General features: G+C 72.0%; 15 protein-coding genes and 5 tRNA genes. 10 read left to right on the forward strand and 10 right to left on the reverse strand.

Annotated elements, in window-relative coordinates:
* Positions 1–154: 154 nt before the first annotated feature.
* From EDF42_RS06680 to EDF42_RS06690, 3 genes are read left to right on the forward strand one after another with little or no spacing between them, the layout of a single operon-like run.
* The gene (locus tag EDF42_RS06680; RefSeq protein WP_123671804.1) at positions 155–748 is read left to right on the forward strand and encodes a molybdopterin-dependent oxidoreductase; all 594 of its coding nucleotides are present in this window, start codon (positions 155–157) and stop codon (positions 746–748) included.
* Positions 745–1,584: a ferredoxin reductase gene (locus EDF42_RS06685; protein WP_260235186.1), complete on the forward strand. Its 840-nt coding sequence runs from the start codon at positions 745–747 to the stop codon at positions 1,582–1,584. Before EDF42_RS06680 ends, EDF42_RS06685 begins: the two co-directional genes overlap by 4 nt.
* Positions 1,584–1,853, forward strand: a complete 270-nt coding sequence (locus EDF42_RS06690; RefSeq protein WP_123339595.1) for a DUF6510 family protein — start codon at positions 1,584–1,586, stop codon at positions 1,851–1,853. Before EDF42_RS06685 ends, EDF42_RS06690 begins: the two co-directional genes overlap by 1 nt.
* A 273-nt stretch (positions 1,854–2,126) precedes the next feature.
* Here the strand turns inward: EDF42_RS06690 and EDF42_RS06695 are convergent.
* A tRNA-Gly gene (locus EDF42_RS06695) sits at positions 2,127–2,198 on the reverse strand.
* A 166-nt stretch (positions 2,199–2,364) separates the two neighbouring features.
* Here EDF42_RS06695 and EDF42_RS06700 point away from each other — a divergent pair.
* Positions 2,365–2,571 carry a hypothetical protein gene (locus EDF42_RS06700; protein ID WP_111084081.1) on the forward strand — a complete coding sequence of 69 codons (207 nt, stop codon included), beginning with the start codon at positions 2,365–2,367 and terminating at the stop codon, positions 2,569–2,571.
* Here the strand turns inward: EDF42_RS06700 and EDF42_RS06705 are convergent.
* On the reverse strand, positions 2,556–4,313 hold the full coding sequence (locus tag EDF42_RS06705; protein WP_260212668.1) for a 2-isopropylmalate synthase: 1,758 nt from the start codon (positions 4,311–4,313) through the stop codon (positions 2,556–2,558). The genes EDF42_RS06700 and EDF42_RS06705 overlap by 16 nt on opposite strands.
* 86 nt (positions 4,314–4,399) lie before the next feature.
* Between EDF42_RS06705 and EDF42_RS06710 the strand changes: the two genes are divergently transcribed.
* Positions 4,400–5,068, forward strand: coding sequence for a FadR/GntR family transcriptional regulator (locus EDF42_RS06710; RefSeq protein WP_123339594.1), 669 nt, complete (start codon positions 4,400–4,402; stop codon positions 5,066–5,068).
* Positions 5,069–5,130: 62 nt separating this feature from the next.
* On the opposite strand, the gene EDF42_RS06715 is transcribed toward EDF42_RS06710, so the two are convergent.
* The 3 genes from EDF42_RS06715 to EDF42_RS06725 form a co-directional block, all read right to left on the reverse strand.
* Positions 5,131–6,510 carry a hypothetical protein gene (locus tag EDF42_RS06715; protein WP_148067635.1) on the reverse strand — a complete coding sequence of 460 codons (1,380 nt, stop codon included), beginning with the start codon at positions 6,508–6,510 and terminating at the stop codon, positions 5,131–5,133.
* Positions 6,511–6,546: 36 nt separating this feature from the next.
* Positions 6,547–8,604 carry a GMC oxidoreductase gene (locus EDF42_RS06720; RefSeq protein ID WP_123671806.1) on the reverse strand — a complete coding sequence of 686 codons (2,058 nt, stop codon included), beginning with the start codon at positions 8,602–8,604 and terminating at the stop codon, positions 6,547–6,549.
* Between the two features lie 75 nt (positions 8,605–8,679).
* Entirely contained in the window at positions 8,680–9,552 is an 873-nt protein-coding gene (locus EDF42_RS06725; protein WP_123671807.1) for an oxidoreductase, read from the reverse strand.
* Positions 9,553–9,785: 233 nt separating this feature from the next.
* Here EDF42_RS06725 and EDF42_RS06730 point away from each other — a divergent pair, with 233 nt between their 5' ends.
* Positions 9,786–11,237 (forward strand): MFS transporter, encoded by a 1,452-nt coding sequence (locus EDF42_RS06730; RefSeq protein ID WP_260212667.1) that lies wholly within the window; start codon positions 9,786–9,788, stop codon positions 11,235–11,237.
* On the opposite strand, the gene EDF42_RS06735 is transcribed toward EDF42_RS06730, so the two are convergent.
* The 5 genes from EDF42_RS06735 to EDF42_RS06755 all read right to left on the reverse strand — a co-directional run bounded on the left by EDF42_RS06735 (position 11,222) and on the right by EDF42_RS06755 (position 13,097).
* A complete protein-coding gene (locus EDF42_RS06735; RefSeq protein ID WP_123671880.1) occupies positions 11,222–11,983 on the reverse strand; it encodes an SDR family NAD(P)-dependent oxidoreductase in 762 nt (253 codons plus the stop codon). The two genes, EDF42_RS06730 and EDF42_RS06735, sit on opposite strands and share 16 nt — an antisense overlap.
* Before the next feature lie 147 nt (positions 11,984–12,130).
* Positions 12,131–12,658, reverse strand: a complete 528-nt coding sequence (locus EDF42_RS06740) for a hypothetical protein (protein ID WP_123671808.1) — start codon at positions 12,656–12,658, stop codon at positions 12,131–12,133.
* Between the two features lie 91 nt (positions 12,659–12,749).
* A tRNA-Val gene (locus tag EDF42_RS06745) sits at positions 12,750–12,821 on the reverse strand.
* 48 nt (positions 12,822–12,869) lie between these two features.
* Positions 12,870–12,943, reverse strand: a tRNA-Cys gene (locus tag EDF42_RS06750).
* An 82-nt stretch (positions 12,944–13,025) separates the two neighbouring features.
* Positions 13,026–13,097, reverse strand: a tRNA-Gly gene (locus tag EDF42_RS06755).
* Between the two features lie 395 nt (positions 13,098–13,492).
* On the opposite strand from EDF42_RS06755, the gene EDF42_RS06760 reads away from it, so the two are divergent.
* The 4 genes from EDF42_RS06760 (at position 13,493) to EDF42_RS06775 (ending at position 19,342) form a co-directional block, all read left to right on the forward strand.
* Positions 13,493–13,565: transfer RNA gene (locus tag EDF42_RS06760), tRNA-Val, on the forward strand.
* 100 nt (positions 13,566–13,665) lie between these two features.
* Entirely contained in the window at positions 13,666–15,195 is a 1,530-nt protein-coding gene (locus EDF42_RS06765; protein ID WP_123671809.1) for a DUF3375 family protein, read from the forward strand.
* Positions 15,192–15,980, forward strand: coding sequence for a DUF4194 domain-containing protein (locus EDF42_RS06770; protein ID WP_123671810.1), 789 nt, complete (start codon positions 15,192–15,194; stop codon positions 15,978–15,980). The genes EDF42_RS06765 and EDF42_RS06770 overlap by 4 nt, the downstream gene beginning before the upstream one ends.
* Positions 15,977–19,342, forward strand: a complete 3,366-nt coding sequence (locus EDF42_RS06775) for an ATP-binding protein (RefSeq protein ID WP_123671811.1) — start codon at positions 15,977–15,979, stop codon at positions 19,340–19,342. The genes EDF42_RS06770 and EDF42_RS06775 overlap by 4 nt, the downstream gene beginning before the upstream one ends.
* Positions 19,343–19,498 lie beyond the last annotated feature (156 nt).

The raw sequence follows: 19,498 nt of genomic DNA on the forward strand, positions 1-19,498 counted from the left end.
CGGGGTGGCCCCTCCTGTAATCGTTCCGGTGAACGATAGAGGGAACCCGGCGATCCCCCAACTCCTGCTCCTCGTCCTCCGGAGTGTTTACGAACTCGTTACACGGGCGCCGCCGGCACGGAGCATGATCGGACCATCCCGTCCGAGGAGGATCATGGCGACGTTCACCAGGGGGTTCGGTGGCCGTCGGGCCGACCGCGACGACACCCGCATCCCGCCCGGCCAGACCCTGGTGCGCGACTGGCCGGTCCTGTCAGCCGGTGCCACGCCCGACGTCGATCCGGCGTCGTGGACCTTCTCGATCCGCACCGAGAACGGTCTGCACACCTGGACGTGGGACGAGGTGCACGCGCTCGGCGTCGAGGACGTCACCGTCGACATCCACTGCGTCACCCACTGGACCAAGCTCGACATGCCCTGGCGGGGCGTCCCCCTCGACCGCCTGTTCGAAGACGTCGAGACGTCGCTCGACTACTGCATGGTGCGCAGCACCGGCGGGTACACGACGAACGTGCCGCTCGACGAGCTGTTGGACGGCAAGGCGTGGATCGCGTTCGAGGCCGACGGTGAACCGCTCGAGCCCGAACACGGCGGTCCGGCACGCCTGCTGGTGCCGCACCTGTACTTCTGGAAGAGCGCGAAGTGGGTGAGCGGGATCGTGATGCAGGCGGACGACGAGCCGGGCTTCTGGGAGAACGCGGGCTACAACCTGCACGGCGACCCGTGGAAGGAAGAGCGGTACTGGTGACGGTTCCCGACACCGACCTGTCCACCGACGTGTCCACGGATCCGTCCACGGATCCGTCCACCGACCTGGAGGCCCGGATCGCGCCCGCCACCCGGCCCGCGCCCCGCAGACGGCCGGCCTGGCACCCCGCGACGGTCGCCTCGGTGGAGCGCGAGACCCCGAACGCACGTCGGGTCGTCCTGGACGTCCCGACGTGGCCGGGGAACGACCCGGGCCAGCACCTGGACCTGCGACTCACGGCCGAGGACGGCTACCAGGCATCCCGCTCGTACTCGATCGCCTCGGCGGGTGACCGGACCGACGTCGTGCTCGCCGTCGACCGCGTCGAGGGTGGCGAGGTGTCCCCGTTCCTGGTCGACGCGGTCGAGGTCGGCGACGCGCTCGAGGTGCACGGGCCGCTCGGCGGCTGGTTCGTGTGGCGTCCCGGCGCGTCCGACCGTCCGGTGCAGCTGATCGCCGGCGGCTCGGGGATCGTGCCGCTCGTCGCCATGGTCACCGCGCACGCCGAGGCCGGGGACCCCGCACCGTTCCGGCTGCTCGTCGCCGTCCGGACCCCCGAGGACGTCTTCTTCCGAGCCGAACTCGACCGGGCCGTCGCTTCCGACGCTCCGCTCGACGTGACCACCGTGTACAGCCGGACCGCTCCACCCGGGTCCGCTGCGCCCGCGGGACGGCTGACCCGCGATGCGCTCGCCGCCGCGGTCTTCCCACCCGACGCCGGGGCGCTCGTCTACGTGTGCGGCTCGACGCCCTTCGTCGAGCAGGTGCTCCGCTGGCTCGCCGACCTCGGACACGACACCACCGACGTCCGTGCCGAACGGTTCGGGGGCAGCTGATGACGGTCGTCGACGGCAACGCCCTCGCGGGGGTCCTGTCCGAGGTGCTCGGTCCGGAGCCGACCGTGGCTGTGCTGTGTTGTGCGGGGTGCGGGTCCCGCGGATCGGTCGCACGCACCGCCGTGTACTGCTCGGCGATGGGCTCCGTCGCCCGGTGCCGGACGTGCGACACCGTGCTCGTCACCGTCGTCGAGGCCGGATCCGCGCGCTGGATCAGCCTCCCCGGCACCCGCGCCACGCTGGTCCGATTACCCGAGGACCTCGTCTGACGCAATCGCCGACCGCATGTCGTGCGGACTCCTTGCGGTTTTCCGCACCCCCGAACTGGGGTCCAATCCGACCACGACGATGCTCCGGATGACTCTTCGGGACATCGCTGGGCCACCCACCCGGCGTCTCCACTCGGGGCAGTGCGGCCTCTGCGTCCGGTGGGCGCGGGTACCCGAAGCCTGCGCCCCCGGATGTGCCCGCTCACGGCGCCCGGGTACGACAGAACCCCCGGTGCTGCTCTGTGAGCAACCCCGGGGGTCCTGTTCCGTCCGAGCGGATGACGAGATTCGAACTCGCGACCCTCACCTTGGCAAGGTGATGCGCTACCACTGCGCCACATCCGCAATCGCACGCCGTGTGGGCCGTGCGGAGTCGACTGTACCCGATCCCGGGCCCACGGACGTGTTCTGCGGCAGATCCGGGCGTGTCCGGTGTCGCGAGGCGCGGTCCGGCGCGGTCCGGCGCGGTCATCAGGCACGGTCATCAGGCACCGAGGAGTTCGATCGGAGCATGAGCTACGTGCACGACAACCCGGGCGGGACCGAGGCCCACGGCGTCGACCTGATCGACGGTGACACCCCCGCCATCCGCATCCTGGTGCACGGCGACCTGCCGACCACGATCGAGCACGAGGGGCGGACCTGGCTCGCCACCGGCGACGCGCACGACGACGGTGACGACCAGGCACCCCCGATCGCGATCTACCGCCCGGTCTGAGCCGAGCGGATCGCTCGTGCCGCCTGCAGGACGGCCTCCACGCTCGCGGCGAGCACCGAGCGGTGACGTCCGGCCGCCCAGTGCACCCCGGCGCCCTCGCGGTACTCGAGCAGGGTCAGTGCTGCACTGGCGCTGCCCGTCGTGCGCGACGTCTGGTGCAGCGAGACGATGTCGACTGCCGTACCGCACCCGGCGAGCAGTTCGACGACCGCCTCGACCGGACCGACGTCCACAAAGGCGCCGCGGCGCTCGACTCCGTCGATCCGCAGGGTGAGTTCGGTGCGCGCGCCGTCGCCGTGCGTCGCCTCGATCGCCACCAGCTCGACGTCCGCCGGGGCTCCGGCCGCCCGCTCGTAGCTCCGCTCGAACAGGTCGAGGAGTTCGGGTCCGTCGACCTCGGCCCCCGAACCGTCGACGTGCTGCTGGACACGACGAGCGAAGTCGATCTGCAGCCGGCGCGGGAGCTCGATGCCGGACGCCGTCTCGAGCAGGTGTGCGACACCGCCCTTGCCGGACTGCGAGTTCACCCGGATGACCGCGTCGTAGTCCCTGCCGAGGTCGGCCGGGTCGATCGGCAGGTACGGGACGCGCCACGCGGTCTCCGACTCAGGGCGCCCCGCTGCGGCCGCGCGTGCTCGGTGCTCGGCGAAGCCCTTGCGGATGGCGTCCTGGTGGGTGCCGCTGAACGCGGTGTGCACCAGGTCGCCGACGTAGGGGTGCCGCGGGTGCAGCTCGATGCGGGTGGCGTGTTCGACCGTCCGCCGGACCTCGTCGATGTCGGAGAAGTCGATCATCGGGTCGATGCCCTGCGCGTGCAGGTTGAGGGCGAGCGTGGCGATGTCGACGTTGCCGGTCCGCTCGCCGTTGCCGAAGATGCAGCCCTCGACGCGTTGTGCCCCCGCGAGCACCGCGAGTTCGGCGCACGCGATGCCGGTCCCCCGGTCGTTGTGGGGGTGCACCGACAGGATCACGCCGTCGCGCCGGGCCAGGTTGCGGTGCATCCACTCGATCTGGTCGGCGTAGACGTTCGGCGTCGCGATCTCGACGGTCGCCGGCAGGTTGATGACCACCGGGCGCTCCGGCGTGGCGTCCCAGAGCTCGGTCATCGCGTCGCAGACCTCGAGGACGAACTCCGGCTCGGTCAGGTTGAAGACCTCCGGGGAGAACTCGAACCGGACGTTCGGCAGGTGCCCCGCGAGCTCCAGGACGTCGCGGCCCCCGGCGAGGATCATCTCGCGCAGCTCGTCCCGGTCCTTCCCGAGCACGACGTCGCGCCACGTCGGGGCGGTCGCGGTGTACATGTGGATCACGACGTCGTTGGTGATCCCGCGGATCGACTCGACCGTCCGTTCGATCAGGTCACGCCGGGCGGGGGTGAACACGACGATCGTGACGTCGTCCGGCGCCAGGTCCGTGTCGGCGAGCAGCCGGACGAACGCGTGGTCCGTCTCCGACGCCGACGGGTAGCCGACCTCGATCTCCTTGTAGCCCATCCGCACCATGAGCTCGAAGAACCGCCGTTTGCGTTCAGGGTCCATCGGCTCCGCGAGCGCCTGGTTGCCGTCGCGCAGGTCGACGGGGACCCACAGCGGCGCCGCGGTGAGCGACCGCGTCGGCCAGGTGCGGTCGGTGAGCGGGACGGCGACGCGGTCGGAGACGTCCTGGTACCGGTACGACGGCATCGGGGACGGACGCTGTCGGTTCCACGATGGGGTCGCGACGTCGGGGGTGGTGGTGGTCATGAGGCTCCTCTGCAGCTGTCGCGACGACCGTAGCACCACTCCTCAGACAAGTAGAGGTGTTGCGTACGATGCGGCAGGATGGGCACATGACACCGGTCCGCCGCGAACCCCTCGCCGAACAGGCCGCCGACGCCCTGCTCGCCCGCATCCGCGACGGTGAGTGGGTGCTCGGCGACAAGCTCCCCGGCGAGACGACGCTGGCACCGCAGCTCGGCGTCGGTCGCTCGACAGTGCGCGAGGCGATCCGGCACCTCGCCGGTCGGGGCGTGCTGGCTTCGCGGCAGGGCGCCGGGGTCTTCGTCACCGCGCTCGACGTGCAGGACGGCCTCGACGACGTGGTCCGCCGCGCCGACATCGCCGCCGTGGTCGAGGCCCGTATCGCCATCGAGGTCGAGGCATCGTCCCTCGCCGCGGATCGCCGGACCCCGGCTGAGCTCCGCACGATGCGGCGCGCGGTCGAGCACCGGCAGGAACGACGCGCCTCGATCGAGCAGCACGTCGACGCGGACACGGCGCTGCACCGCGCGATCGTCGTCGCCGCCCACAACCCGCTGCTCACCGAGCTCTTCGACGGTTTCACCCCTCGCAGCCGCCAGGCGATGATCGAACTGCTGCGCATCGACGGGGTGTACGGCAGCGAGGCCGACCGCGACGTGCACGACGACATCGTCGACGCGATCGACGACCGGGACGCGGCCGCGGCCGCAGCCCTGACCCGGGCGCACCTCCGCAGCCTGACGGCTCGGCTCGGCTGAGCGCAGGCCGGCTCCCGCCCGGTCTGGACCACGCTCGGCGGCGGGCCGGGTGCCCGTCCGGGTCAGTGGCCCCGGACGTCGCCCGTCAGGATCGCGTGCTCGGCGCCGGCCGACAGCTCGTCGTGCAGCGCGTCCGCGAAGAACTCTCCCGCACCGAGGCTGACCAGGTGTGTGAGCGCACCGCCCACGTCGACCAGCCCGGGGTTCCACTCGTCGTGGAGGGACGCGCGGACGTGCCCGGACTCGTGCACGACGACGACCCCGATGTGGTCGTGGGCATCGCCGACCTCGAGCACGGCGTCGTACACGACGGGTTCGGTGTCCTCGCCGAGGGGCTCCAGGCGCACCTCGCCGATCCCGGGCCACTCGGTGCGGAACACGGGCAGGTCCGGTGCGTGCAGGTGCGGGGCGCGTTCGTCGGTCACGGACTCGATCTCCCCCGACGTCAGGTACTCGTCGACGACCTCGTGGATCCGGTCGTGCAGTCCGGGCTCGTACTGCCACCAGCGCTGGTGCACCGCCCGGAGCCAGTCCTGCGTCGCGGCGTCGGCCGAGGCCGAGGTCCCGACCAGCTGCGGTGCCGTGCCCGGCGATCCGACGACCTCGAGCTGCTCGTCGTGCGTCTCGACGGTGATGGACCCGGTGGCCTCGTCGGGGTGCACGCCGTGGACGTCCTCGGGGGCCGCGGCCCAGATGCTCGCCGGCAGCTTCGGCGGCAGGGCGAACGCCACAGCGATCGCCGGACGTGCCAACGCCTCGTCGAGCGCGTCGCCGAGGTGCACCTCGTCCGAGCGGGACCCCATGACGATGCCGCCGGTCGGGGGCACGGCGGCCAACCGTTCGAGGTCCTCGTGGTCCGCGTTCATCGATGCGAACACGGGGGTGTCCGCCCACTGGACGAACTCGCCGGCCGCACGGTCCTGGTCCTCGAACGGCACGTTCCAGACCGAGGGGTCCGCGAGCACCCACGACGCCGAACGACCGGCGGGGCCACGGCGCACGGCGTCGACCACGGCGGGGACGAGTCCGGGCAGCCCGCGGTACGCCGGACGCACGGTGAGGCGGTCGAGCGCGAGCAGGTCCGGCTTGCCGAGCATCTCGGCGGCGTGCGTCTGCAGCGACAGGAAGGTCTCGCCGGTGGCGTCCGGCACGACGATCGCCGCGGCGAAGTCACCGTCGACGTCGGACACCTGGTACCCGAGCACGAGTGCCTCGACCGACTCGGGCGATCGGCTCGTGTACGCGGCGACCTCGGCGACCGACACCGCTTCGGCCTCGTCGTCGGTGATGGGCACCCGGACGTCGATCACCCACCGGTCGACGTCCTGGCCGGGGTAGGCGTCGCCGTCCTCGTCCGAGATCGTGATGTGCACGAGCCGCAGGGAACCGTCCCACGCGTCGTGGACGTGCTGGGCGATGGCGGCTTCAGGGTCGTCGGTCACGGACGCCACCGTATCGGTGGCGGACCGGGCACGTGGTCAACCGTGCTGCGCGACCATCGCGTCGACACTCCGCATCGCGGTCGCCAGGATGGTGAGGACCGGGTTCACCCCGCCGTTCGTGACGTGCACCGAGCCGTCGGTCACCCGCAGGTTGTCGTGTCCCCACACCCGTCCGAACGGGTCGACGACCGACGTCGCGGGGTCCGTCCCCATCCGGAGCGTGCCGGCCTGGTGCTGGCCACCGCTCGTGCCCCGGACCGGACCGTGCAGCTCCGCCACGCGCGTGGCGCCGGCCGCGCGCAACCAGTCGCCGCTCCGGGCGCTGGTGTGGTCGCGAGCACGGACGTCCTCCGGGTGGACCCCACCGCTGAACGACGCCACCGGGATGCCGTACCGGTCCGTCACCGCGGGGTCGACCCGGACGCGTGCGTCGGCCGTGGTGACCTCCTGGATCGGCCCCATGATCCGCATGCTGCGCCGCGCCAGGTCCCGCATCGCGTGCTTGCCGTCGAGCCCGGAACGCGGCGCGAGCCCCGTGCCGACGAGGTACTGGTACGTGCTCGACGGCGTCGCGATGAACTCGTTCGCCAGGATCCCGCCACCGATCTGCCCGGGCACGCCGTGCCGGTAGTCGGTGGTGGCGATCGACGGCCCCGGTCCGAGACCGTCGTCCACCACGTCGTCGAAGACCCCCATTGCGCCGCCGTAGACGTGGCCCTGCAGGTGCCGGCCGACCTGGTCCGCGCCGTTGCCGATGCCGTCGGGCTCCTGGTCGCTCCGGCTGTTCAGCAGGAGCCGAGCCGACTCCACCGCCCCGGCCGCCACGACGACCTCGGCGGCGTCGACCTCGGCCCGCCAGTCGCGGCCGTCCGCGGTGCCGACGAGCGTGACGCCGACCACGCGGCCGGCACCGTCCGTACGCAGCCGGGCGACCCGTGACTCGAGCACGATCGACGCGTTCCCGGTGGCGAACGCGCGGGTCAGCATGGTGTTCTGGCTGCCGTTCTTGGCGTCGACCGGGCACGCGAAGCCGACGCACATGCCGCACTGCTCACACGCGCGGCGACCCAGGTACGGCGTCGAGTTGATCAGGAGCGGGACGTGCACCGTCGAGATGCCCAGGGCGTCCGCGGCGCCGGCGAGCCGGTCCCGCGCTGCCCCCGACGGCAGGGGTGGCATCGGTCGCGCGCGCGACCGTTCCCCGGACCACGGACCGTCGACGTCACCGCCGCTGACCCCGATCTCCCACTCGGCGCGCTCGTACCAGGGCTCGAGCTCGTCGTACCCGAACGGCCAGTCGGCCAGCGCGCTGCCGTCCGGCACGCCGTACGTCGACGCCATCGCGAAGTCGCGCGGCCCGAACCGCCAGGCCTGTGCACCGTAGACCCGCGTGCCGCCCCCGGCCGTGACGGCGTTGTTGTGCCACCCCGGCGACGAGGGACGGAGCACCAGGAGCTCGCGACCGTCCGCCACCGTCCGCGGGTTGCCGACGTCGGACGGCCCCGACCGCGGTGCAACGCCCCAGCTCGACCGCGGGTTCCGGATGTGGTCACGGCCGAGTTCCGCGGTGCCGGGCCACCCACCGGCCTCGACCACGAGCACGCGCCGCCCGGACTCGGCGAGCCCGCACGCCGCGACACCCCCGCCGGCGCCCGACCCGACGACGACCGCGTCGTACCGGTCGGCCAGCTGCGACGGGTGCACGACCGAGGGCGCTGCGGTCGGCACCGGTACCGGCACGCTCCAGCCGTCCGGCGGACCGGACTGCCACCCCACCATGTCCCAGGACCGCTCCCCCGCGTTCCCGCCGTTCCCCGCGTCGGCGTAGTAGCCCGCGGCCACGAGCTCGGCGAACCAGGTCCAGTCCGGATCCTGTTCGTCCCCCGCAACGTCCGCGGACGCGTCGACGACGGCACGGAGACGGTCCAGCCAGTCGGGCCGGTCGACCAGCACCCCGGCCAGGAACTCGAGCGCGCCGGCCTCGGACGCCGACGGGTACTCGTCCGCCGGCACCACCCGGTCGACCAGGGAACGGAGCCGTTCGTCGTGCGTGCGGAGGAACTCCTGCGCCGCGGTGGCCGCGTGGTCCGTCATCGGTCCTGCCTCTCGAGCAGCGCCGGTGCCGCCCCACGAGCACCGTAACGGACACGGCAGGGTCCGAGGCCGGGCTCAGCCGCCGATGCCCTCCAGGTCGAGCAGGTCGTCGTCGCTCAGCACGACGGCGGCCCCCTCGATGTTCTCCTGCAGGTGTGCCCGCGACGACGTGCCCGGGATGAGCAGGATGTTCGGGGACCGGCGGAGCAGCCACGCCAGGGCGACGGACATCGGCGTCGACCCGAGCCGTGTCGCCACGGTCGAGAGCACCTCGGACTGCAGCGGTGCGAAGCCGCCGAGCGGGAAGAACGGCACGTAGGCGACTCCCTCGGCCGCGAGCCGGTCGATGAGCGGGTCGTCCTGCCGAATGGCCAGGTTGTACATGTTCTGGACCGACACGATCGGTGCGATCCCCTGCGCTTCCGCCACCTGGTCCGTCGTCGCGTTGCTCACCCCGAGGTGCCGGATGACCCCCTGTCGCTGCAGGTCGACCAGTGTCTCGAACGCCGGGGCGATCGGCTCCGCGACCGGACCGTTCGCATCGCCCAGTCGCAGGTTGACCAGGTCCAGCACGTCGACGCCGAGCGTCTCGAGGTTGTCGTCGACCTGTGCGCGCAGCTCGTCGGGCTTCCTGGCGGTGGGCCACCCGCCGCGGGCGTCCCGCCGCGCACCGACCTTGGTCGCGATGACGAGGTCGTCGGCGTACGGGTGCAGCGCCTCGTTCAGCAGTTCGTTGACCACACGGGGGCCGTACGTCTCGGCGGTGTCGATGTGCGTGATGCCACCGGCGACGGCGTCCCGGAGCACGGCGACGGCTTCGTCGTGGTCCTTCGGTGGCCCGACGACCCGGGGGCCGGCGAGCTGCATCGCGCCGTAGCCGAAGCGTGCGACCGGCCGGTCGCCGAGGGTCCAGGTGCCGCCGGGCAGGTGAGGGGTGGTGGTGCTCATCAGATCTCCTTCGAGGGCGTGCCGACGCCGAGGGCGCAGCGCAGCGCACTCCTGACAGCCTGCTCGCGTGGGCAGCCGCTCGGACGACACCGACGCGCGTTCCGGCCCACTTGCAGCGGACGCCCCACTGGACGTACGCTCCTGCCAGAGGGCAAAACGCCTCGTCGCTCCGGCGGCCAGGCACCCACACGCGGTCTCGGACGAGTCGCCACTTCTTCATCGAAGGAGTGCACGTGTCCACCCGTTCCCCCGCCCGGCTCCGCGACGCCGGGATCGCCCTCGCCGGCCTGTCCGCCGTCTTCCTGTTCGAGATGCTCGACAACTCGGTGCTGAACGTCGCGCTGCCGAGCATCGGCCGTGAACTCCACGCGTCGACGACCGGCCTGCAATGGGTCACCGGCGCCTACTCGGTCGTGTTCGGCGCCCTCATGCTCCTGTTCGGTGCGGTCGCCGACCGGTTCGGCCGACGCCGGGTCATGCTCGTCGGCCTGGTGCTGCTCGCGCTCTCCGCGCTGGCGACCACGCTCGTCACCACGACCGGCGAACTCATCGCGGTCCGCGCGCTCATGGGGCTCGCGGCGGCCATGACGACGCCCGGGTCGATGGCCCTGGCCTTCCGGCTCTTCGACACCGACACCCTGCGGGTCCGGGCGCTGACGGTCATCTCCACCGCGGGCCTGGTCGGGCTCGCGGTCGGTCCGACGGCGGGTGGCTTCGCCCTCGCGGTGGCGCCGTGGCAGGCCCTGCTCCTGGTGAACGTGCCGATCGCGGCGCTCGCGTTCATCGGCATCCGAGCCGGCGTGCCGGCTGACCGACCGGAAGACCTGCACCCCGACCGGATCGACGTGACCGGCGCGCTGTTCGGGACCACGGCCCTGGTCGCTGCACTCGGGACGCCCACCCTCTTCGCGCAGGCGGGCAGCGCCTCCTGGCCGGGGTGGACCGGGGTCGTCGTGACGGTCGCGGCGGTGGCGGCCTTCGTGCGGCGGGAGCGCACCGCGGCACAGCCGCTGCTCGACCTGCGCCTGCTCGCCCGTCCGCTCGTCGCGAGCGGTCTGGCGTACAAAGCGGCCTCCGGCCTGGCCGTCTCCGGCCTGTCGTACCTGGTGACGCTGCAGCTGCAGTTCGCCTGGGGCTGGTCACCGGCACTCGCCGCGATCGGGACGCTGCCGCAGGTGGTGGTGCTCCTGGCGTCCGGACGCTTCGTCGGCCCGTTCGTGCAGCGGGTGGGCCTCGGCCGCGCGGCCTGGCTGAGCGCCGGCGCCGTCGTCGCAGGACTCGCGCTCTTCACGGTCGGCGGCCGTGCCGGGTACGGATGGGTCGCCGCGGCACTCGTGCTCGTCGCCGCAGGGATGCGGGTCGTCGGGGTCGTCGCCGGCAACAACGTGCTCCAGGGCCTGCCGTCGAACCGGACGTCGGTCGGTGCGGCGCTCGTCGACACCTCGAGCGAGCTCGCGACCGCGGTGGGCATCGCGGCGACCGGGACGGTGCTGGCGGTGCTCGTGCCGGGCAGCATCGCGACGACGTCCTGGACGGCTGAACGCTTGGCCGCGTTCGAGGCCGGGATCACCGTCGCGGGCATCGTCCTGACGGTCGTCGCCGCCGTGCTCGTCGCCGTCGGCATGGCCCGCGCGACGACCCGCGCGGGCACGCCGGTGGCCGAACCGGCTCAGACGGCGCTGTAGCCGCCGTCCGCCACGAGCACGGATCCGGTGATGAACGACGCCGCGTCGCTCGCCAGGAAGACGACGCTCGGCGCGATCTCCTCGGGCAGGGCGAAGCGCTGCTGCGGTGCGTCCTCGATCCAGTACCGCCGGAACTCCGGGGAGTCCACCGGGGCCATCTCGGTCTTCACGTACCCGGGGGCGACGGCGTTCACGCGGATCCCGTACTGCGCCCACTCGACCGCGAGCGACTTCGTCAGGTGGTGCACGGCCGCCTTCGACGCGTTGTACGCCGGCTGCCACTGCGGCCGGTTCACGATGAGGCCCGACATGCTGCCGATGTTCACGATCGAGCCCGAACCAGCATCGCGCATGTGCGCGCCGACCGCCGTCGACGTCTTCCACAGTGCGCGGACGTTGAGGTCGAACACGTCGTCCCACTCGCTGTCGGGGACGTCGAACGCGTCCCGGTGGTGGCACGTACCGGCGTTGTTGACGAGCACGTCGATGCGGCCGAGGGCCGTCATCGCCTCCTCGGTCGTGCGCGCCACCTGCTCGCTGTCGGTGATGTCCGCCGTGATGGTGACGAAGTCGTGGCCGGCGTCTGCGGCCTCGGCGGCGACCCGGGCGTTGCGCTCCGCGGAGCGCCCGACGATCGCCACGCGGGCGCCGGCCTCGGCGAGGCCGAACGCGAACGCCCGGCCGAGTCCCTGGTTGCCACCGGTGACGAGGGCGGTCCTGCCGGTGAGGTCGAAGGGTGAGGTCATGGTGCGGGCGCCTTCCTGAGCGGGGTCGGCGCGGTGCACCGCGCCGACGAGGTACCGCCCTGCGTACACGACCCGGCCGGGAGGCGCGGCGTGCGTCCGCCACGCACCGCACCTGCCGCGCTGGTCACGACCACCGCGCCCGGTCGCTCAGTGCGGGTCGGTCGCGGTCCGCCGGTCGAGCTCGACGAGCATCGCGGCGGTGTTCCGCAGCACCTTCGGTGTCTGCACGAGGGTGACGACAAGGCACACGAGGAACATCGCCGCCGCGAACCAGAAGACCGGCCGCCCGGTGACGGCGAGGGACACCTCGAGGACCATCGCCAGCACGAACACGACGGGTCCGAACCACCGCTGTCGGCGGTACTGCTGCTGGTAGTGCTCGAGCGCCTGGCGCCACTGCGCCGGGTCGGCATCAGCGGGCAGTTCGCCGCGTCGCACCGCCCGACCGAGTGCACGATCACGCGCTGCCGGGCCGACGCTCCGGCGCTGCCGAGCGATCCAGAGCCCGAAGACCACGCCGAACGCGGCGCCGGTCACGGCACTCGCTGTGCCTCGGATCCAGACGGGAACGTCGGCGGGCATGGTGACGAACGTCGACAGGTACCAGAACCCGCCGAACGCGACCGCGAGGACGATCATCACGGCCCACAGCGGCCACCTCCGCATCGAATCCATCTCGCCATCGTGCCAGCCGAGCGCGGCGGTTGCCCGCAACGACGAAAGCCCCCGGCCGGACCTGGTGGTCCTGCCGGGGGCTTCTCGGAGGTGGGCGATACTGGGATCGAACCAGTGACCTCTTCCGTGTCAGGGAAGCGCGCTACCGCTGCGCCAATCGCCCAGATTCCCTGTCTGAACCGGGGTTCGTACAGGATCTGGAGGGTGTTGCTGGAGGTGGGGACGGGATTCGAACCCGCGTGGACGGCTTTGCAGGCCGCTGCCTAGCCTCTCGGCCACCCCACCATCGAGGTTCACGTCTCCGTGAGTACCCGAACGGTGGGATACCCTCTGGTGAGTCGTGGGACTTCGAAAAGCCCCACACTCGAGCGGATGACGAGATTCGAACTCGCGACCCTCACCTTGGCAAGGTGATGCGCTACCACTGCGCCACATCCGCATTTGTCTTTCCGCTGTCGCGGCGACGACGTAAACTCTATACGAACCCAGAGGCATCCACCAAAATCCTTCCCGTTCACCGGGCGTGTCCCCCGAGTTCATGCGGATCCGGCCGGTACGGCACCCTTCGCACGGTGGGCCTTTCGCCATCTGGTGCGCGGTTGCGTGCTTCGTGGCCGCTTACGGCGCCGCACCGTGCGATCAAGCTCGCACCGGGGCGCCGACACGGCACCGTGCGACCGGGGCGCCGACACGGCACCGTGCGACCGCGTGCCGACACGGCACCGTGCGGCCGCTGCGCAGCGCGCCGCCGCACACGCGCCACACCCGGGGCGCGCGCCGTGTTCGATGCACCGCCGGACTTCCGCTACTATCGACTCGCACGAACAGTGCAGGGGGCGATTGGCGCAGTTGGTAGCGCGCTTCGTTCACACCGAAGAGGTCATCAGTTCGAGTCTGGTATCGCCCACCCTTGAGACAGAGCCCGACGCAGCAGCGTCGGGCTCTTGTCATCTCACCGGGCCGCATCATGCGGGCCACACCATCAGCACGATCGGACGAAGGGGCGCATGACCGACGTCGACCTCGAGTTCGCCCGGGTCCGAGCGGTCCTCGACCGTCCGACCCTGCGCCTCATGTCCCGCCCGACGAGCGCGACGGTCCTCGCCGTGTTCCGCACGGTGTTCGACCGCGACGTCCAGTACGTCCCCGCCGACCGCATGCACCTGCAGGTCGAGGAGCACGTCGCCCGCCTGCAGGCATCGGGTGCACGCGTGCCCGCGAGCGAACAGCACGAGCAGAGCGAGCAGGACCCCCGACCGAACGGCCGCGCCCTCTGCCGCGAGTGGGTGGCGGCACAGTGGCTGGTCCGCTCCAACTCCCCCGACGGCGACGAGCAGTACTCCCTGACGAGTCACGCGCTCGAGGCCCTGAGCCTCGTCGATGCCCTGTCCGCCGACCGTGCCCTGATCAGCGAGAGCCGGCTCGCGATGATCGTCGACGCCGTGCACCGCTGGGCCGCCCGCGCCGAGCCGGACCCGGACGTGCAGATCCGCCGCATCGACGCCCAGATCGCCGAACTGCGGGCCGAGCGTGAGCGCCTCGAGCACGGCGACGACGTCGTCACCGTCGAGGACGACCGGATGCGCGACGGGTACACGAACATCTCCGACCTGATCCGGCAGCTGCCGAGCGACTTCAAGCGCGTCGAAGAGGCCGTCGCGACGATGCACCGCTCGATCGTCGAGGACTTCCGGCAAGAGGTCCGCCCGATCGGTGAGATCCTCGACGACTACCTCGCGCGCACCGACAACCTGATGCAGGCGACGCCCGAGGGCCGCGCGTTCGAGGGTGCCTTCGAGCTCCTGCGCGACGACGCCCTGCTGCTCCGCCTGCGCGACGACATCGCGACGATCCTGTCCCACTCGTTCGCCGACGGGCTCGGAGCCGGTGAGCGTCGCGCGTTCCGCAACACGGTCACGATCCTGCGCCAAGGCATCGAGGACGTCCTCGCGCAGCGGCGCCAGCTCACCGCCACGCTCCGCGACCAGATCGTCGCCCACGACGTCGTGCGCGACCGCGAACTCGACGCCGTGATCCGCTCGATCAACCGCGGCCTGGCGACGCTGATGGACCAGGGCGGTGCGCGCGACCGCATCCCGCTCCCGCTGTTGCCGGCGTCTGCCGAGGTCGGCACCCTGCGCGAGCGCTTCTACGACCCGGACGCCGAGTCGGTGCCGCCGCCCATCGAGGAACCCGACGACGACGTCTTCGAGGACCTCGACGTCGAGATGCTCCGCAAGCACGGCGGCCCGCTCCTGACCGAGCTGCGTGCCGCGCTCCGGTTCGCCGAGGCCGACTCGAGCGTCGACGCCTTCCACGGGCTGCCGCCCGAACAGCGTCGACCGGTCGAGCTCTTCGGCCTCGCTCACCTGCTGACGGGGCGCGACGACTTCGAGTCCGCCACCCACGTCGCGGAGCACCGCACGGTGCGTCCGGACGGCAGTGCGGTCACCTTCCACATGCCCACCGCTGCGCTCGCTGCCGAGCACGCGCCGGCCGGCGATCCCCACGACGACAACGCACAGGAGGCACGGTGAGCGACACGACGCCGGCACCGGTCGACGAGACCGTCCCGTACGACGACCCCGCAACGGTCGTGCAGGACGACGAACGCGACGAGTCCAGCTTCGCCCTCTTCGAGGGCGACGAGGGTCGGCTCGACGCGCACCAGCGACGTGCGCTGGTGGCGCTGCTCCGGCACTCGTACGTCAGCTCCCGCACGCACCCCGACGAGTGGCGTGCGGTGCTCGACGCCGAGTACCAGTTGCGGTCGCGTCTGAACGACCTGTTCCTCGAACTCCACGTCGACCGTGACCGCGAGGTCGCGTGGAAGCGCCAGGCCCGTTCGGAGAGCCAGCGCCGCACGTTCCCCACGTTGCTGCGCGACCTGCCGTACACCCGCGAGGAGACGATCGTCCTCGTCTACCTTCGGATGCGCCTGCGCGCCGATGCCCGACCGGGTCCGGACCAGGTGGTCGTCGACCGCTCGGAGATCCTCGGGCACGTCGCCGGGTTCCGACCGGCGACCGCGACCGACCGCACGCGCGACGAGGGCCGGGTGGCGAAGGCCGTCGAGCGCCTCGTGACGGCGCGCATCCTGATCCGCACCTCGGACCCGGACCGTTTCCGGGTGGCGAGCGTCGTCGAGGTGCTGCTCCCCCTGGAGCGCCTGCTGGAACTGGACACGTGGCTGCGGACCACCACCGCGCACGAAGACGCGACCGACCAGGGCGGCGAGCCGACCGACGGAGCCGCCACGGGCCTCCCGGCAGACGGCGAAGCCGAGACCGACACCGACGACGACGGCGAGACGGAAGCATGACCGACACCTTCCAGATCCCCGCGCTGTTCGACACGGTCGCGCAGTGGCGCGCCGAGTCGATGCAGGTCGTCAACTGGGGCGGCTTCCACGGCCACCGGCAGGTCGAGCTGTCGGGCACCGCGACGCTCATCTCCGGCGCATCCGGCACCGGCAAGTCCACCCTGATGGACGCGTACCTGGCCGTGATGATGCCGTCCGACGTGCCGTTCAACGGCGCCTCGAACGACGCGACGACCGGGCGCGCACGCAGCGCGGACCAGCGCAACCTGCTCACGTACCTGCGGGGCAAGGTCGACACCCGCCGTGACCCCGAGTCCGGTGCCCTGCGCGACGTGAACCTCCGCGGCGACGACCAGACCACCTGGGGTGCGGCCGCGGTCACGTTCCGGAACGACGACGAGCGGCGCTTCACGGTGCTGCGGGCGTACATCGTGCCGAAGCGTGCGCGGGGCGTCGGCGACATCCAGATGACCATGGCGACGGTCGACGACACGTTCGACCTGCGCCGGCTCGAGGAGTTCGTGCCGACCCGCTTCCACCACCTCGAGCTGACCGGGCGCGTACCGGGGCTGGTGATCCGCGACACCTACCAGGAGCTCGCGTACACGCTGCAGACCCGGCTCGGCATCGGCGACTCCGGCGGCGGGAACCGGGCGATGCGTCTGCTCGCGCGCATCCAGGCCGGGCAGCACCTGCCGACGGTCGACGCGCTGTACAAGTCGCTCGTGCTCGAGACCCCGGGCACCTACGAGGCGGCCGACCGCGCCCTCGCGCACTTCTCCGCGCTCGACGAGGCGTACGAGGCGATGGACACCGAGGAGCGCAAGGTCCGCATCCTCTCCCCGATCACCGACCTGCACGACGAGATCGAACGCTCGAAGGCCGCGGCCGAGGCCCTGGACGGCATCGCCACCGGCGCCGAGGTCTCCCCGTTCGCGCACTGGACGGCCTCGCGGAAGCGAGACCTGCTCGACGCCGAGGTGGACCGCAACGGCCGGGAGCGCACGGCGTCCCGCGCCGAGGTCGCCGCCGCCGAGGCCCGGCACGCCGCCGTGGAGATCGAGCTGCGTGACGCCGAGGCGCGGCTGCGCGACCAGGGCGGCAACGCGCTCGCCCAGCTCGAGGACCGCATCGAACGGCTCACCCGCGAACGCGACGCCGTCGTCCGGACCCGGGCGACCTTCGACGAGCGGACCGCCGTGCTCGGAACGTCCGTCGCGACCGAGGCCGACTTCACTGCCGCGCAGCGCAGCTCGCACGAGTTCCTCGGGTCGTACGCTGCTTCGCGCTCGTCGTTGGACGACCGCCGCGACGCCCTGACGCGCGAGGAGTACCCGCTGCTCGACCGGGAGCGCTCGCTGCGCCAGGAGCGGCAGTCGCTCGAGCACCGACAGGGCGCGATGCCCCTGCCGATGCACGAGGCCCGGCTCGCGATGGCCCGCGCCGCCGGCATCGACCCCGCCGACCTGCCGTTCGTCGCCGAACTGCTCGACGTGCAGCCCGGCGAGGAGCGCTGGCGCACGGCCATCGAGTCCGTGCTGGCCCCCGTCGCCCGCACCCTGCTGGTCGACCAGGACCGCCTCGGCGCCTTCAGTGAGGCGATCGACGCACTCCGCCTGCCCGTCCGCGTGCAGTTCGAGGGCGTGCCGACCGGACCGCACCTGGACCTCGACGGCGATCCCGCGATGGTCTCCGGCAAGCTCGCGATCAAGCACTCGCCCTTCAGCACCTGGGTGCGGGAGCGGATCGAGTCGGACCGCACCGACGCCCGTTGCGTCACCGACGCCTCGGAGCTCGGTGGTGGTGGTCGGCGCGTCACCGAGTCCGGCCAGCTCCGCGACGGCCGGCGTGGTGCGCACGGTGACCGCCGCCAGGCCAACGTCATCGGCTTCACGAACGAGGCCCGCGTCGCCGCCGTCGAGCAGGAGCTCGCGTCGATCGCGCAGGACCTCGCCACGCTCGAGGCCCGTCGCACCGACGTGGCACAGGACCTCACCGCACTCGACGTCCTGCGCGCCGCGCACCAGCACGTCGTCGACGTGACGTGGGACGCCATCGACGTCGAGGGCGTCGAGACGTCGCTCGCCCGCCTCGACGAGGAACGCCAGGCGCTCCTCGCCGCCGACGACGGCCTCCGGACCCTGCGCGCCTCGGTCGCCCGCCTGCGGAAGTCGCTCGACGAGACCGCCGACCGCCGCTCCGCTGCACGGCTCTCCGTGCAGCGCCTCGAGGAGCGGCACGCCGTGCTCGTCGACGGCCAGGACGCCGCCGCCGAGATCCTGTCGCGTTTCGACGACACCCCCGAGTCGTTGCCCGACGACGAGCAGTCGCGACTCCTCGCCGAGACGTTCGCCGAGGTCGGTGCACCGGACGGTGTGGACGGTTTCGACGACGCCACCCGACGGCTCCGACGCCGGCTGGAGGAACGGCTGTCGCAGGCACTCGACGGTGCCGCAGCGGCCTCGACCTCGTTGACGCTCACGTTCCAGCGGTACCAGGACGCCTGGCCGGACCCGAACCTCGGCACCGGCGTCGCGTCGTACCCGGACTACCACGCCATCCTCGACCAGATCGTCGCCACCGGCCTGCACGCCCGACGCACCGAGTGGCGTCGGCGGCTGTCGCAGTGGAGCGGCGAGGACCTCGTGCCGCTCGCCGGGGCCTTCGACCGGGCCGTCGTCGAGATCGAGGAGCGCCTCGAACCGGTCAACGAGATCCTGCGGGACCTGCCGTTCGGCGCGAACCGCGACCGCCTGAAGATCCAGATCCGGCGGGTCACCCGCGAGGACGTCACCGCGTTCCGCCGCGAGCTCCGCGCCCTGTCCGCCTCGGTCGACGCCGAGCTGACCGACGACGTGCTCGAGACCCGGTTCCGCCGGCTCCGGCGCTTCATGGCCGTCATCCGCCCCGACCCCGACGCCGCCCGTGGCCGCACCACGCAGCGCGACGCCGTGCTCGACGTCCGGCGGCACATGGAGATCACGGCGGTCCGCTACGACACGTCGGGCAACGATCTCGGTGTCTACTCGTCGCTGGGTGACAAGTCCGGTGGCGAGACGCAGGAGCTCGTGGCGTTCATCGTCGGAGCGGCACTCCGCTACCAGCTCGGCGACGAGACACGGCCCCGGCCCCGGTTCGCCCCGGTGTTCCTCGACGAGGCGTTCATCAAGGCGGACTCGGAGTTCGCCGGTCGTGCGGTCACCGCGTGGCTCCGGCTCGGGTTCCAGCTGGTGGTGAGTGCGCCGCTCGACAAGGTCACGGCGCTCGAGCCGTCGATGGAGCGGCTGCTCTCGATGCGCAAGCACCCTGAGACGGGCCACTCGTCCATCACCGAGATCGCCCGGGTCCCCGCCGACGCCTGACGGGGCGGGGGTGTCGTCCCCGAGGTTCCGAAATCTCGGAACCTCGGGCGCCCCCGCGGGCATCCGTGGAACCTCGGCGGCACGCACGCGGCATGTCGTGGAACCTCGGCGTCGCCCCGCCGTCCACGTCGCCCCCGTCACGTCCCCGACGTGTCC

Source organism: Curtobacterium sp. PhB172 (assembly GCF_003752545.1).
Lineage (GTDB): Bacteria > Actinomycetota > Actinomycetes > Actinomycetales > Microbacteriaceae > Curtobacterium.